Origin of the sequence: Halomonas sp. (genome assembly GCF_031581305.1) — a bacterium.
GTDB lineage: Bacteria > Pseudomonadota > Gammaproteobacteria > Pseudomonadales > Halomonadaceae > Halomonas.
Map to the genome: position 1 here is coordinate 1 of NZ_JAVLBC010000075.1, position 14,115 is coordinate 14,115.

Consider the following 14,115-nt stretch of genomic DNA (forward strand, 5'->3'; position numbering starts at 1 on the left):
CAACCGAGGCCAAGCAAGAACCGAAGGCCGAGGCACCGAAAGCCGAGCAGAAGCCGGCCGAGAAGCCCACCGAGGCCAAGGCCGCGTCAGAGGCGGCCAAGCAGCCAGGTGGCCAGGCAACCGAGGCCAAGCAAGACCCGAAGGCCGAGAAGAAGCCGGCCAAGGCCGACGCCAAGCCGGAGAAGGCTGTCGAACCCCAGCCGGAAGCGAAGGCCGAGACGACTCGCGCCAGCCGCCGCCGTCGCCGCGCCCACAACGACCCGCGGGAGATTCGCCGCCGTGAACAGGAGGCGGCCAAGGCCCAGGAGGACAAGCAGGGCTGAGCCCCGCTTGCCCTGTACCAATGACAGCGCCCGCAGCCATGGCTGCGGGCGCTGTTGCATCGAGGCCGGGCATAACCGGGCGTGATCAGTCCGGCACGACCAGACGGGGTTCGCGCTCCAGCATCACCCCGAAACGTTCGCACACGGTATCGACCACTCGCCCGGCGAAATCAAGCAGCTCGACGTCCGTTCCACCGCCGAAGTGCACCAGCACCAGCGCCTGGCGCTCATGCACACCGAAATGCCCCTGTCGCCAGCCTTTGAGCCCACACTGATCGATCAGCCAGCCGGCCGCCAGCTTGACCCGACCCTCGGGCTGGGGGAAGTGCGGCATGGTCGGGTATTCGTCCAGAAGCCGAGAGGCGAGCTCGGACTCCACTACAGGATTCTTGAAGAAGCTGCCCGCATTGCCCAGCACGGCCGGGTCGGGCAGCTTCTCGCGGCGGATCGCGCAGACCGCCTCGGCCACCTCCAGCGCACTTGGCGAGGCGCCCACTCGGCTGGCCAGGTCACCGTAGCCGAGTCGGGGCCGCGGCGTACGCGACAGGCGAAGCACCAGCCGGGTGATGACCACGCGCCCCTCCAGGGCCCCCTTGAAGACGCTGTCGCGATAGCCGAAGGCACACGCCGCGGGCGAGAGTACCGCCTCGCGACCATCGTCGAGATGGATCAGGTGCACCGCCTCGATGACATCGCTCAGTTCCACGCCGTAGGCGCCGATGTTCTGGATCGGCGCGGCCCCGCACTGCCCGGGAATCAGTGCCAGGTTCTCGGTGCCCCAGAGGCCCCTGGCGGCCAGCGCCATGACCAGCTCATGCCACACCACGGCGGCCTCGGCATGGACAAGGACCTCCCCTCCCCGCTCCTCAAGCCACCAGGCCTGCATGGCAGGATGGACCACCAGGCCCGGAAGCCATGTCGGCAGGATCAGGTTGCTACCGCCCCCCAGGAGGGTCAGCGGTCCGCCCTCGCGCCGGGACAGGCCAAGCGCCTCGCGCAGCTCGTCGAGCCCGGCCGGCGCGACGAAGCGCTCCGCCCGGCACGGCAGGCCCAGGGTATTGTGCCGGGAAAGGTCGTGGTGGGCGCGGAGCGCCAGGCTCAAGGCCCCGGCTCCAGGTGCGCCTCGACCTCCTCGAGCAGGCCCCGTGAGGCTGCCTCGATCATGTCCAGCACCTCATCGAAGCCTCGGTCACCGCCGTAGAAGGGGTCGGGCACGGCGCGGTCAGGATGCCCGGCATAGCCCAGGAACAGCCGTGCCGGTACCCGGCTATGGGGCGGGCGACGCGCCTCGATGGCCGCGAGGTTGTCATGGTCCATGGCCAGCAGCATATCGTAGCGGTCGAAGTCGTCAGCCGCGAGCTGCCGGGCGCGCAGTGCCGAGAGGTCGACGTCGCGATGGGCAGCGGCCTCCCGGGCGCGGGGGTCTGGTGCCTTGCCCACGTGCCAGGATCCGATACCGCAGGAGTCCACTGCCACCCGATGGGCCAGCCCGCGTGCCTCGAGCAGGCGCCGCAACACGCCCTCGGCGGTGGGGGAACGGCAGATATTGCCCAGACAGACGAAGAGTATGCGCATCAGTGACCTCCGGTGTTTTGCAACAGTTCACGGACGCGTGCCAGGTCCTCCTCGGTGTCCACGCCTGCCGGATGGGGCACCCGGGCCAGGGCTACCTGAACGGCATGGCCATGGTGCAAGGCGCGTAGCTGCTCGAGCTGCTCGAGGCGCTCCAGCGGCGAGGGGAGCCAGTCACGGTACTCGGCGAGAAAGCTCGCCCGATACGCATAAAGGCCGATGTGGCGAAGCCAGGCATCGGTCTCCAGCAGCTCGGGGCGACGGGCGAAGGCGTCCCTGTCCCAGGGGATGGGGGCCCGCGAAAAGTAGAGAGCCCGACCGGAAAGCGCACGCACCACCTTGACCGCGTTGGGGTTGAAGAGCGTCTCGACGTCGCTGATCGGCTCGGCCAGGGTGGCGATGGAGGCGTCGGGGTCATCGAAGAGCCGCGCTGCCACTTGGTCGATGAGCAGCGGCGGGATCAGCGGCTCGTCGCCCTGGACATTGACCAGCACGGCATCATCGGCCAGCCCCAGCCGCTCGGCCACCTCGGCCAGGCGGTCGGTTCCCGAGGGATGGTCGGCGGCGGTCAGCAGCACCTCGGCGCCGCAGGGGGCCAGCGCCTCGGCGACGCGCCGGTCATCGGTCGCCACCACCACCCGGGTGGCAGCGCTCTCCCGTGCCCGTCGCCAGACGTGGGCCACCATGGGCTCGCCGGCAATCTCGGCCAGCGGCTTGCCGGGCAGTCGCGAGGAGGCGAAGCGCGCCGGAATGACGGCGATGAACTCCTGCATGGGACCTCCTCAGGATTCCCCGGTGCGACCGGGAGAGTCGTGCAGCTTCTCGTCGACGTCCATCGCCCGGGCCTCCTCGGGCAGCATCACCGGGATGCCGTCGCGAATCGGGTAGGCGAGGCCATCGTAGCGACACGCCAGCTCGGCGGCCTCGCGGTTGTACGTCAGCTTGCCCTTGCACAGCGGGCAGACCAGCATCGCCAGCAGTTCCTTGTCCATGACTCCCCCTCGGATGGGTTTCATTGGGTTGAGAGTGACACCAGCTGCGCCTGCAGCCAGTCGATGAAGGCGGCGTCGGGCCGGGCCTCCACCTCGAGGACCCAGCTGTCGACGGGCGCCAGCTCGCGACACTTGACCGCGTCCTTGGCCGTCATCACCACCGGCCGATGGTCGGCGAAGGCCAGGTCGGCCGCCGTGAAGCGATGGTGGTCGGCGAAGGCGTGGGGGATCGGCTCCACGCCCAGCGCCTCCAGGGTGGCGAAGAAGCGTGCCGGGTGACCGATCCCGGCCAGGGCATGCGCCGGCCCGGTAAAGGGTGGCGGCGAGGGTGGCAATTGCGCACCGTCGCCGAGGCGGCGCCAGGCGGAGGGCACCAGGGTCATGCCATGCGCCCCGGCCGGCGCCTCGAAGGCCGGCTCGCCATTGATCACCACGGCATCCACCCCCGCGAGCCGTGCCAGCGGCTCGCGCAGCGGCCCCGCCGGCAGGCAGTGCCCGTTGCCGAAGCCACGTCGACCATCCACGACCACGAGTTCCAGGTCACGCCCCAGCGCCAGGTGCTGCAGGCCATCATCGCCGATCAGGATATCGCACCCTGCCGCCAGCAGTCGCCTCGCGCCGCGGGCACGGTCCGGATCGACCACCACCGGCACTCCCGTCTGATCCGCCAGCATGCGGGGCTCGTCGCCGCAGGCCGTGACCGGCGTGTCGGCCTCCAGCAGCAGTGGATAGCGCTCGCTGCGCCCGCCATAGCCCCGCGAGAGGATGCCGGGCGACCAGCCCCGTTCGGCGAGAAAGCGCGCCAGCCAGGCCACCAGCGGCGACTTGCCGGTGCCGCCCAGGGTGATGTTGCCGACCACGATCACCGGCACCGGCGCCTGCCAGACGGCCCGTCTGCCCGAGGCGAAGGCCGCGGCGCGACGCCGCACGGCCAGGCGATAGAGGGCCTCCAGCGGGCGCAGGGCCACGAGCCAGGCATCGCCCCGATAGGCGGCTGCCAGCCAACGTTCGCCGAGTCGGCCCACCATGGATCAGGCCGGCTCCTGGAACTGCAGCCGATGCAGGGCCGCATAGGCCCCGTCGCGGGCGAGCAGTTCGGCATGGCTGCCCTGCTCGACGAGCTCGCCCTGCTCGAGCACCAGGATGCGGTCGGCGCGCTCGATGGTCGAGAGGCGATGGGCGATGACGAAGGTGGTGCGTCCCCGGCAGACCTCCTCCAGGGCCGCCTGGATATGGCGCTCCGATTCGGTATCCAGTGCCGAGGTCGCCTCGTCGAGCACCAGCAGCGGTGCGTCCTTGAAGATCGCCCGGGCGATGGCCAGGCGCTGGCGCTGACCGCCGGAGAGCATCACGCCGTTCTCGCCGACCACCGCATCATAACCCCCCGGCATCCGCTCGATGAACTCATGGGCGTGGGCGGCCCGTGCCGCGGCCTCGATCGCTGCCGAATCGGGAGCGTCGATACCATAGGCGATGTTGTCGGCGATGCTGGCATTGAACAGGGTGACCTGCTGGGAGACCAGCGCGATCTGGCGGCGCAACGGTTGCAGACGGAACTCTTCCAGGGGCACCTCATCGATCAGGATGCGCCCCGCGGTCGGGTGATAGAAACGCGGCAGCAGGCCCACCAGCGTCGACTTGCCGCTGCCGGAGCGACCGACGATGGCAATCATCTCACCAGGTGCCACCTCCAGGTCGATTCCCTTGAGCACCTCGGGCTGATCCTTGCCGTAGGCGAAATGCACCCCCTCGAGGCGAACCCGGCCGGCGAGGCGACCGGGGTCATGGGTACCGTCGTCGCTTTCTGGGGGCTCCTCGAGAAGGCCGAAGAGCTCCCCGGCGGCGGCAATGCCCTTCTGGATCTCGCTGTTGATCTCCGTAAGCTGGCGCACCGGCTTGGCCATCAGTGCGGCGGCGGTGACGAAGGCCACGAACTCGCCGGGGGTCATCGCGTCCAACAGGGTCGGCGACATGGCCAGCCACACCAGTAGCGCCAGCGACAGCGCTACCAGCAGCTGGATCACGGGGGTACTGGTGGCCTTGGTCAACGCCTCCTTCATGCTCTGGCGACGGTTGACCTCACTGGCCGCGGCAAAGCGCGCCTTCTCGTATGCCTCGGCTCCGTGGGTACGCACCACCCGGTAGCCGGAGAGCGCTTCGGAAGCGACGTGGGTGACGTCCCCCATGGAACGTTGGATACGCCGCGAAATGCGCCGGAAGCGCTTGCTGGCATAACTGACCACGCCACCGATCAGCGGCGTCACGGCCAGGAACAGCAGAGTCAGCATCCAGTTGGTCCACAGCAGATAGGTCACCAGGCCGATCACGAAGAGCCCCTCGCGCAGCAGGATGGTGACCGCCTTGGTGGCGGCCCCGGTGACCTGCTCGACATGGTAGGTGACCCGCGAGATCAGGTGCCCCGTGGAGTGGTCATCGAAGAAGTGACCTGGCAGGTGCAGCATGTGGTTGAAGACGTCACAGCGCAGGACGTGAACCAGGTTGCGGGCCACGCTGCTCATGAAGTAGGTGCCGAGGAAGGTGCCGAGCCCGCGGGCCGCGAACATGCCCACCACGAACAGCGGCAGGAAGAGCCGAAAGGCGGCATCAGGGTTCTGGATACCATCGATGAGCCGCTTCATCATCTCCGCCAGGGCGGTGCTCGAGGCGGCATAGATGGCATAGCCGAGGATCGCCAGGGCAAAGGCCTGCCAGTAGGGCTTCACATAGCCCAGCAGGCGCTTGTAGAGGGTCCAGCCGGAATGTTCGATCACGGTCTCTCCGCTTGAGGGGTTGCTGCCGCCACGGTGGCGATACGCACGCGTCGGATCTCCAAGCCGGCGGCACGGTCCAGGACGCGCACCACGTCGGCATGAGCGGCACGCCCATCGGCCTCCACCACCAGGCCATGCTCGCGGGCCTGCTCGGCCTCGGCGGCCAGGGCCTCGCCCAACATCCCGGCGGCATGGACCCGCTCGCCCAGCCGGTATTCGCCTGCGGCGGTGACCACCACGGTTACCGGCGCCGCCTCCATCGCCTGACCACTCTCACTCTCGGGGAGCTCGAGCTCCAGCGCCTGGCGGGTCTCGAAGGTCGTCGAGACCATGAAGAAGATCAGCAGCAGGAAGACCACGTCGATCAGCGGGGTCAGATTGACCTCCACCGGGTCGCGTCGCCGCCGGGGAAACCTCACGGCTGCTTCACCCTGGGCGCGATGCGACCATCGGCCTCCAATTGCTCGTCGCCGCGCTGGCCCGACCGGGACTCCTCACCGTGCCGCTCGGCCAGCACCAGATCGCCCGGGTAGTGGGCGAGGTACTCGACCACCTGGCTGGCCTGCTCCTCCATGCGCACCGTGATATCCTCGACCCGGCGCTGGAAGTAGCGGTGGAACATCAGCGACGGGATCGCCACGGTGAGCCCCGCCGCGGTGGTGACCAAGGCGCGGGAGATGCCGCCGGCCAGGTCGGCGGTGCGGCTGGCCTCGTCGCCGGTCACGATCACCGCGAACACCTCGATCATCCCCACCACGGTGCCCAGCAGGCCAATCAAGGGCGTGATGGCGGCGATGGTACCCAGCGGGCTCAGGAAGCGCTCCATGTCATGGATGACGGCGGTGGCTGCTTCCTGTAGCCGCGCGCGCACCTGCTCGTGGCCGAGCCGAGCATTGCGCAGTCCGGCGGCGAGCACACCGCCCAGCGGGGAGTGCCCTTCCAGCCAGTAGAGGTTGACCTGCCCTCGTGCCACCAGCCGGCAGACCTCCTGCCCCAGACCGTAGGGCGCGATGCGACGCGCCCTCAAGGTCCACAGCCGCTCGATGATGATGACCGTGGCCGCCAGCGAGCAGCCCAGTAGCGGCACCATCAGCCAGCCGCCGGCAATCAGGGCATCCATCATGTCCATGCCGTTCCCCCTGCAGGTGACCGGCCCGGAGGCCGGAAGTCAGTGAGGCGATTCTAACGCAAGGCAGCCCCCTCCGACACCGCCGTGCCGCCAGGCGGCCGGCCGCTCGGTGCGGACTACCCGGCGGGCATCCCCGCCGAGCCACAGGGTCACGGCACCGTCCCGGGCGGTACTCCACAGGCAACTGCCGACATCTCGGAAGCGGCGCACGACCGCACTCGCCGGATGGCCGAAGGGGTTGTCACGCGCCGCACTGAAGACGACATGTCGCGTTGCCAGGCGCCGCACCATCTGGATGCCGGAACTGGTGGCGCTACCATGATGTCCCGCCACCAGCAGGGTCACCGTCGGGGGAAGACCGGCCAGCAGGCGCCGCTCGACATCACGCCCCACATCACCGGTGATCAGCAAATGGTGATCGCCGACACTCGCCAGCAGCACGCAGGAGCGATCATTGGAAGAGAGTTCACCACTCTCGGCCGGTGGCCAGAGAAGCCGGAAGCGCACGCCATCGCGTCGCCACTCCCGTCCGGCCGTGCAGGGCTCGGCGGGCACCTCGATAGCCTCGCTGGGCGGTGCCAGGAAGCGCGTCACCCGATGCTGCTCGCGCAGGGCCGGCAGGCCACCGGCATGATCCTGGTCGGCATGACTGACGATGACGTCATCGAAGCGCTGGCCCGGCGGCCACAGTGAGCCGAGCGGCATGAAGCCGGAACCGAAGCGCGGCCCAGTGTCATAGAGCGCGCGATAGCCAGCGGTACGCAGCTCGACCAGCTGGCCCTGCCCCACGTCGTGGACCCGGACCCGCAGCAGCCCTTCGGCTGGCGCCGAGGACGAGGAGGAGAGGCCGAGCGGCACCCCCAGCAGCAGGACAGTGCCGACCAGCCGCAGACGTGGCACCAGGCCGGGCAGCGCCCATAGCAGGGCGGCAAAGCCCAGGGCCAGCCCCAGCGGGCCCACTCGCGCTGAGGCCGGTAACCAGAGGGGCAGCCAGCTGGCGGCCAGGTCCAGCAGCGATACCAGCGCGTCGGCGAGCAGGCCGAACAGGGTCCAGCACAGGGCCGAGAGCGGTGGCAGCCAGGCCGTCAGCCAGCCAAGCAACCCCAGGGGCACCAGCAGGCTGCTGACCAGAGGAACGGCCACCAGGTTGACCAGCGGGGCCGCCGGGGCCAGACGGTCGAAGGCCAGCAGCACCGCCGCGGCCATCAGCGGCGCCAGCAGCAGCTGGGAGCGGATCAGCGCCCGGAACCAGCCTATCACCCCTTGCGGACGGGCCCTCCCCTGCCAGATGAGGATCAGCAGTGCCACGGCGGCGAACGACAGCCAGAGGCCAGGGCGCCAGGCCGACAGAGGATCGGTCAGCAACACGAGCGCCAGGGCCAGCCACCAGGCTTGCCAGGGACCGGGCGCATGGCGCCCGCTGGCCACCCAGAGCCCTACCAGGGTCATGATCATGGCGCGCAGTGCCGGGGGCTCCAGGCCGGCCAGGCCGGCATACCCCACCGCCGCCGCCGCCGCCAGCCACCAGGGCCAGACCGCCAGGCGCCAGGTCCCGGGGGTGGCCAGCCGCGCCAGTCCCCGAGCCAGCCACAAGGCGAAGGCGGCCACCAGACCCACGTGCAGCCCGGAGATCACCATCAGGTGGGTGGTGCCGGTGGCATTGAGGAGGTCCCAGTCACGCGACTCCAGCCGCTCGCTCGCCCCCAGGGTCAAGGCCGCCAGCCAACGCCGATGGCGCGCCGCCAGGGCCTGCCCATCGAGATGGATCAGCGCCCGTCGGCGCAGCGAGAAAGGGGCAACGGCCAGGCGGCGAGGGGGTGGCTCGCGGCGCACATAGCCGCTGGCCTGAATGCCTTCCCGCCACAGCCAGCCGCGATAGTCGAAGGTGCCAGGGTTGGCGAAGCCCGAGGGCGGACGCAGACGTACCGCCAGTCGCCAATGCTCGCCGGGCACCATGGCCGGGGGGCCGAAGAGCGAGAGCCGGACCCGATCGAGGTCGCGGCAATCGGGCAGCGCCTCCTCCGCCAGGGGGCGGCACTCGGTGACCTCCAGCGTCAGCCGCGCCAGCCGTGCGTCCCTGGCCACAGAGACCAGACGCCCCTCCAGCCGCAGGTCCTGTCGGGTCAGCCCGGGCGCGAGCTCCCCGCCGCGCACCATCAGCAGCTGGACCGCCACCAGGGCAGCCACCACCAGCCCTATCGCGAAAAGCGGCCGACGCCCGGCGAGGACGACCAGCAGACCGACCGCCAGGACCTCGATGGCCCCCGGCAAGGCAAGATGACCCCCCAGCACGCCGGCCAGCACGGCGAATGCCAGGGGAATGGCCAAGCCCAACTGCATGGCATCGCCCCTGAACGACAAGCATGGCAACCCGCCCAGCCAGTGTGCGGCCACGTTGAGGAGGCATCATGGCGAGGCGCGCGACTTCTATGGATAATAGCTCGGGTTTCGAAGCCGCGAGCCCTTCGTCAATGTCGCGCCGACTGCTGCAGCGCTACCTGCCCCACCCCGATGCCCTCAGGCGCCGACGTTCCCTGCGTTTCGTCAGCCACCTGATCGGCAAGCCCTCGCTGTGGGTGCTGACGCGACGCAGTGTGGCCAATGCCTTTTCCGTGGGTCTGTTCAGCGCCCTGCTGCCGATTCCGTTCCAGATGCTGGTAGCCGCCTTCGGGGCCTGGCTGGTTCGCTGCAATCTGCCGCTCTCCATCGGCCTGGTATGGATCACCAATCCCCTGACCATGCCGCTGATCTTCTTCGGCAACTATCGTCTGGGGGCCTGGCTGCTGGACATGCCGGTTCGCCAGGCGCCGGAACGGATTTCCACCCGCTGGATCGCCGAACAACTGGTGGACATTCTGCCGACCCTGGCCCTGGGGTCGCTGGTCGCGGCCGTGGCGATTGCCGCCCTGGCCAACCTGGCGATTCGCCTGGTGTGGCGCTGGCAGGTCTCGCGCAGCTGGAAGGCGCGGGCACGTCGACGCCGGCGGCACCGGCAGACTGCCCGGAAAGAGTGAGACCGCCATGGCAGCGGCCGACGTCTTGGCGTCGGCCGCATCACCCAAGGGAGAAGCACGAGCTCAGTCGACAGCTGCCTGTTCCACCAGGCGACCGCCATCGAGCCGTAGAACGCGATCCTGATGGGCGGCGAGTGCCGGGTCATGGGTGACGATCACGAAGGCACAGGCCGCGCTGCTCGCCAGTTCGTCCATCAACGCCAGGATGCTCGCCGCCGTGGTCTGATCCAGGTTGCCGGTGGGCTCGTCCATCAGGACCAGGCTGGGGTCGGTGACCAGCGCCCGGGCAATGGCTACCCGCTGGCGCTCGCCCCCCGAGAGCTCGCCCGGCTTGTGATCGGCTCGTTCGGCCATGCCGACCCGCTCCAGCAGCTGACAGGCGCGCTCCTCGGCCACCCGCTTTCGCTGCCCCCGCACGATCAGCGGCAGGGCGGCATTCTCCAGGGCAGTGAATTCCGCCAGCAGGTGGTGGAACTGGTAGACAAAACCGATCCTGCGATTACGGAAGCGCCCCAGGTTCGCGTCATTGAGCGCCAGCAGCGACTCGCCGGCGATGCGTACCTCGCCGCGACTCGGGCGATCCAGTCCGCCCAGCAGGTTAAGCAGCGTCGTCTTGCCCGACCCGGAGCTACCGACCACGGCGACTCGCTCACCGGCCAGGACCTGCATCGTCAGGCCATCCAGCACGGTGAGGTCCCGCGGTCCCTCGCGATAGACTCGGGTCAGGTCACGGCATTCGAGCATCACCCGTCCCGCCCGGGAACCCGCCTCCTGTCGCGGGGACATGGCCGTCTCACTCATAGCGCAGCACCTCGGCAGGCTGCACCCGGGCGGCGCGCCAGGCCGGGTACAGGGTGGAGAGGAAGGTCAGCACGAAGGCCGCCGACACGATATTGCCCACATCACTCCAGATCAGGCGCGACGGCAGGTTGCTGATGAAGTAGACCCCGGCATCGAGGAAATGGATACCGAAAGTGCTCTCCACCCAGGCGATGAGGTCCGACACGGTCAAGGCCAGCAGCACGCCCAGGGTCACGCCCACCAGGATGCCGATCACCCCGATCGCCAGCCCCTGGACGATGAATATCCCCATGATCGAGCGCGGCGTGGCGCCGATGGTCCGCAGGATGGCGATGTCGGCCCGCTTGTCGGTGACCACCATCACCAGGGTGGAGACGATGTTGAAGGCCGCCACCGCAATGATCACCGTCAGCAGCAGCGCAATCATGCGCTTCTCCATCTGGATGGCCTGGAAGAGGTTGCCATGTGAATAGGTCCAGTCGAGCCCCCGGTAGCCGGCCCCCAGTTCATCAATGATCGCCCGGGTCTCGCTGCCGGCGGCAAAGAGGTCATCCAGCTCGAGACGCAGGCCGCCCACCGCATCACCCAGACGTGCCAGGGTCTGCATGTCGTCGATATGGGCATAGGCCAGGGAAGCGTCCAGGTCCGCGCCTACGCTGAAGATGCCACTAACGGTGAAGCGCTTGAGCCGCGGGAAGACGCCGGCCGGAGTGATCGAGGCCTCGGGCACCAGCAGTGTCACCCGGTCGCCCATGCCGACTCCCAGGCGGCGCGCCAGGATCGAGCCGAGCACGATGTTCCATTCGCCGGACGTGAGGTCGCCCAGGCTCCCTTGGCGCATGTTCTCGTCGATGATCGACACCCGTCCTTCCCACTCGGGCTCGATGCCGATGACCATGGCGCCCTCGTTGCGTCCGCTCACCGAGAACATGCCCTGCTGCTCGACATAGGGGGCGGCGCCAATCACCCGCTCGCGCTCCATGAGGCGCTCGGCCAGCGACTGCCAGTCGGTGAGCCCGCCCGGCGCCTCGATCTTGGTGTGCGGCACCATGCCCAGCACCCGGGTGCGCAGCTCGTGGTCGAAGCCGTTCATCACCGAGAGCACCAGGATGAGCACCGCGACACCCAGCATGAGGCCCAGCATGGACGTCAGGGAGATGAAGGAGATGAAGTGGTTGCGTCGCTTGGCGCGCACGTAGCGCAACCCGATCAGGAAGGGTAGACGATCGAACATGAGCACATTCCTTGTCGGCGGGCGCCCATGGTACGGTTTTTCGGCATCTGCTGCATCGCCGGCGCCCGCCGTTTGCGCGATCATTGCATCATTGCCGGCGGCGGCCTACATTGCGCCAGCACGACCCGAGACGACCAGCACGAGACCCGCCCATGGCCCATCGCCTGCTCCCCGAATGGCATCCCCAGGATGCTGTGCAACTCACCTGGCCCAGCCCCCACAGCGACTGGGCCCCGCTGCTCGAACGCATCGAGGCGACCATGGAGACCATGGCGGTCACCATCGCACGCTACCAGGCCGTGCTGATCGCCGTGCCGGATACCGCGACCCGCAGCCATCTGGCCCATCGTTTCGCCTGCCTTGGCGTCGAGCCCACCCGCCTGAGGCTGGTGGTCGCTCCTGCCGACGACACCTGGGCCCGTGACCATGGCCCCCTTGGCGTAACGCGTGACGGCGAGCCGCTCCTGCTCGACTACGTCTTCACCGGCTGGGGCGGCAAGTTCGAGGCTGCCCGCGACAACACCCTGACGCGCCGCCTGGCGGATGTGGGCACCTTCGCCTGCCCGGTGGAAGCCCGCGACCTGGTGCTCGAGGGCGGCGCCATCGATACCGATGGCGAGGGTACCCTGCTGACCACCGAAGCCTGCCTGCTCAACCCCAACCGCAATGCCAGTCTCGACCGGACGGCCCTCGAGGCACGCCTGAAGGCGGAGCTCGGTGTCACGCGGGTACTGTGGCTGGCGAACGGCCATCTGGAGGGCGATGATACGGACAGCCATGTGGATACCCTGGTCCGTTTCTGCAACCCGACTAGCCTGGCCTATGTGCGCTGCGACGATCCGGCCGACCCCCACTACCCGGCACTGGCCGCCATGGAGGCCGAGCTGCGTGCCCTGCGCTGCGCCGACGGCGAGCCCTACCGACTGGTGCCCCTGCCCTGGCCGCGCGCCTGTCATGATCCGGTGGACGGCCACCGACTCCCGGCGACCTACGCCAACTTCCTGATCATCAATGGCGCCGTGCTGGTGCCGGTCTATGGCGATGCCGCCGACAGCGGGGCCCTCGCAGCCCTGGGCGAGGCCTTTCCCGACCGTGACATCATCCCCATCGACTGCCTGAGCGTGATTCGCCAGCACGGCAGCCTGCACTGCCTGACCATGCAGCTGCCCGCCGGCAGCCTGGCCACCCAGGATACACCCGTTGCCTGAAGCAAGAAGCGCCGGGGACCGGTTACAGAGGGGGGCCTGCGCCAGGGGTGAGAAGCACTGCTTCGAACGGGCTGGCCATGGATGGCCAGCACCGGCCCTGCAAGCGGCGCAGGACGCAAGAGCGCCGCAGGGCGTCGGTAGCGCTCCCTCGGAAATCTGTCGCCGGGTTAGCCTCGAGCATTGATACACGAGGAGACTCATTCATGTCCCGTCATCTACAGGTGGGGCTGGTCCAGCAGCCCGCCTGGCCCGACAAGGCCAAAAGCCTCGACGAGAGCGAGGCCGGCATCCGCGAGCTGGCAAACGCCGGCGCCCAGCTGGTGATGCTCCAGGAGCTTCACGCCACCCACTACTTCTGCCAGACCGAGGACACCGACGTCTTCGACCTGGCCGAGCCTCTCGACGGGCCGACCGGCTCCCGACTGGCGGCGCTGGCGGAAGAGCTCGGCATCGTGCTGGTAGGGTCGCTGTTCGAGCGCCGCGCGCCCGGCCTCTACCACAATACCGCGGTGGTCTATGACCGCGATCGCGGCCGCGTGGGCCACTACCGCAAGATGCACATCCCCGACGACCCGGGCTTCTACGAGAAGTTCTACTTCACCCCCGGCGACCAGGACGCTGCCCGCGACCAAGGTTTCACGCCGATCGACACCTCGCTGGGCCGCCTCGGCGTGCTGGTCTGCTGGGATCAATGGTACCCGGAAGCCGCCCGGCTGATGGCCCTGGCCGGCGCGGAACTGCTGCTCTACCCCACCGCCATCGGCTGGCATCCGCCGGACGACACCCCGGAGAAGCAGCGACAGAAGGAGGCCTGGACACTGATCCAGCGCAGCCACGGCGTGGCCAATGGCCTGCCGGTCATCGTCGCCAACCGGGTCGGCCACGAGCCGGACCCGTCCGGGGCAACGCCGGGCATCGACTTCTGGGGCGGCAGCTTCATCTGCGGCCCCCAGGGCGAGCTGCTCGCCCATGCCGGCGAGGAGCCCGAGCGCATGCTGGTGACGCTGGACATGACACGCAGCGAGGAGGTGCGACGCATCTGGCCGTACCTTCGGGATCGCCGGATCGACG

14 protein-coding genes and 1 pseudogene are annotated in these 14,115 nt (G+C 68.9%); 4 read left to right on the top strand and 11 right to left on the bottom strand.

Annotated features, from left to right (window positions below; translation table 11 throughout):
• A pseudogene (locus RI841_RS08075) lies at positions 1 to 323 on the top strand (hypothetical protein); the annotation flags it as partial.
• 85 nt (positions 324 to 408) lie between these two features.
• On the opposite strand, the gene murB reads toward RI841_RS08075, so the two are convergent.
• The 9 genes from murB to RI841_RS08120 are packed head-to-tail and all read right to left on the bottom strand — an operon-like array spanning position 409 to position 9,127.
• On the bottom strand, positions 409 to 1,425 hold the full coding sequence (gene murB, locus RI841_RS08080; protein WP_310705083.1) for a UDP-N-acetylmuramate dehydrogenase: 1,017 nt from the start codon (positions 1,423 to 1,425) through the stop codon (positions 409 to 411).
• Positions 1,422 to 1,898: a low molecular weight protein-tyrosine-phosphatase gene (locus RI841_RS08085; RefSeq protein WP_310705084.1), complete on the bottom strand. Its 477-nt coding sequence runs from the start codon at positions 1,896 to 1,898 to the stop codon at positions 1,422 to 1,424. Before RI841_RS08085 ends, murB begins: the two co-directional genes overlap by 4 nt.
• Positions 1,898 to 2,668, bottom strand: coding sequence for a 3-deoxy-manno-octulosonate cytidylyltransferase (gene kdsB, locus RI841_RS08090; RefSeq protein ID WP_310705085.1), 771 nt, complete (start codon positions 2,666 to 2,668; stop codon positions 1,898 to 1,900). The genes RI841_RS08085 and kdsB overlap by 1 nt, the downstream gene beginning before the upstream one ends.
• Before the next feature lie 9 nt (positions 2,669 to 2,677).
• Positions 2,678 to 2,887 carry a Trm112 family protein gene (locus tag RI841_RS08095; protein WP_310705086.1) on the bottom strand — a complete coding sequence of 70 codons (210 nt, stop codon included), beginning with the start codon at positions 2,885 to 2,887 and terminating at the stop codon, positions 2,678 to 2,680.
• A gap of 20 nt (positions 2,888 to 2,907) precedes the next feature.
• The gene (gene lpxK / locus RI841_RS08100; protein WP_310705087.1) at positions 2,908 to 3,915 is read right to left on the bottom strand and encodes a tetraacyldisaccharide 4'-kinase; all 1,008 of its coding nucleotides are present in this window, start codon (positions 3,913 to 3,915) and stop codon (positions 2,908 to 2,910) included.
• 3 nt (positions 3,916 to 3,918) lie between these two features.
• Positions 3,919 to 5,655, bottom strand: a complete 1,737-nt coding sequence (msbA, locus tag RI841_RS08105) for a lipid A export permease/ATP-binding protein MsbA (RefSeq protein WP_405000925.1) — start codon at positions 5,653 to 5,655, stop codon at positions 3,919 to 3,921.
• Entirely contained in the window at positions 5,655 to 6,077 is a 423-nt protein-coding gene (locus tag RI841_RS08110) for a biopolymer transporter ExbD (RefSeq protein ID WP_310705089.1), read from the bottom strand. Before RI841_RS08110 ends, msbA begins: the two co-directional genes overlap by 1 nt.
• A complete protein-coding gene (locus tag RI841_RS08115) occupies positions 6,074 to 6,787 on the bottom strand; it encodes a MotA/TolQ/ExbB proton channel family protein (protein WP_310705090.1) in 714 nt (237 codons plus the stop codon). The genes RI841_RS08110 and RI841_RS08115 overlap by 4 nt, the downstream gene beginning before the upstream one ends.
• Before the next feature lie 39 nt (positions 6,788 to 6,826).
• Positions 6,827 to 9,127, bottom strand: a complete 2,301-nt coding sequence (locus RI841_RS08120) for a DNA internalization-related competence protein ComEC/Rec2 (protein ID WP_310705091.1) — start codon at positions 9,125 to 9,127, stop codon at positions 6,827 to 6,829.
• 131 nt (positions 9,128 to 9,258) lie between these two features.
• On the opposite strand from RI841_RS08120, the gene RI841_RS08125 reads away from it, so the two are divergent.
• Positions 9,259 to 9,801, top strand: a complete 543-nt coding sequence (locus RI841_RS08125; protein ID WP_310705092.1) for a DUF2062 domain-containing protein — start codon at positions 9,259 to 9,261, stop codon at positions 9,799 to 9,801.
• A gap of 63 nt (positions 9,802 to 9,864) precedes the next feature.
• On the opposite strand, the gene RI841_RS08130 is transcribed toward RI841_RS08125, so the two are convergent.
• Together RI841_RS08130 and RI841_RS08135 are read right to left on the bottom strand one after the other, a co-directional pair.
• A complete protein-coding gene (locus RI841_RS08130) occupies positions 9,865 to 10,587 on the bottom strand; it encodes an ABC transporter ATP-binding protein (RefSeq protein WP_405000924.1) in 723 nt (240 codons plus the stop codon).
• Between the two features lie 7 nt (positions 10,588 to 10,594).
• Positions 10,595 to 11,836, bottom strand: coding sequence for a lipoprotein-releasing ABC transporter permease subunit (locus RI841_RS08135; protein ID WP_310705094.1), 1,242 nt, complete (start codon positions 11,834 to 11,836; stop codon positions 10,595 to 10,597).
• A 152-nt stretch (positions 11,837 to 11,988) separates the two neighbouring features.
• On the opposite strand from RI841_RS08135, the gene RI841_RS08140 reads away from it, so the two are divergent.
• Positions 11,989 to 13,044 (top strand): agmatine deiminase family protein, encoded by a 1,056-nt coding sequence (locus RI841_RS08140; RefSeq protein ID WP_310705095.1) that lies wholly within the window; start codon positions 11,989 to 11,991, stop codon positions 13,042 to 13,044.
• Between the two features lie 203 nt (positions 13,045 to 13,247).
• A partial coding sequence (locus RI841_RS08145; RefSeq protein ID WP_310705096.1) for a carbon-nitrogen hydrolase occupies positions 13,248 to 14,115 on the top strand: 868 nt, incomplete at its 3' end.

Coding starts and splice junctions, on each gene's coding strand:
- RI841_RS08085 (WP_310705084.1), bottom strand. CDS start 1,898: ATGCGCATACTCTTCGTCTGTCTGGGCAATATCTGCCGTTCCCCCACC.
- kdsB (WP_310705085.1), bottom strand. CDS start 2,668: ATGCAGGAGTTCATCGCCGTCATTCCGGCGCGCTTCGCCTCCTCGCGA.
- RI841_RS08095 (WP_310705086.1), bottom strand. CDS start 2,887: ATGGACAAGGAACTGCTGGCGATGCTGGTCTGCCCGCTGTGCAAGGGC.
- lpxK (WP_310705087.1), bottom strand. CDS start 3,915: ATGGTGGGCCGACTCGGCGAACGTTGGCTGGCAGCCGCCTATCGGGGC.
- RI841_RS08115 (WP_310705090.1), bottom strand. CDS start 6,787: ATGGACATGATGGATGCCCTGATTGCCGGCGGCTGGCTGATGGTGCCG.
- RI841_RS08120 (WP_310705091.1), bottom strand. CDS start 9,127: ATGCAGTTGGGCTTGGCCATTCCCCTGGCATTCGCCGTGCTGGCCGGC.
- RI841_RS08125 (WP_310705092.1), top strand. CDS start 9,259: ATGTCGCGCCGACTGCTGCAGCGCTACCTGCCCCACCCCGATGCCCTC.
- RI841_RS08130 (WP_405000924.1), bottom strand. CDS start 10,587: ATGTCCCCGCGACAGGAGGCGGGTTCCCGGGCGGGACGGGTGATGCTC.
- RI841_RS08135 (WP_310705094.1), bottom strand. CDS start 11,836: ATGTTCGATCGTCTACCCTTCCTGATCGGGTTGCGCTACGTGCGCGCC.
- RI841_RS08140 (WP_310705095.1), top strand. CDS start 11,989: ATGGCCCATCGCCTGCTCCCCGAATGGCATCCCCAGGATGCTGTGCAA.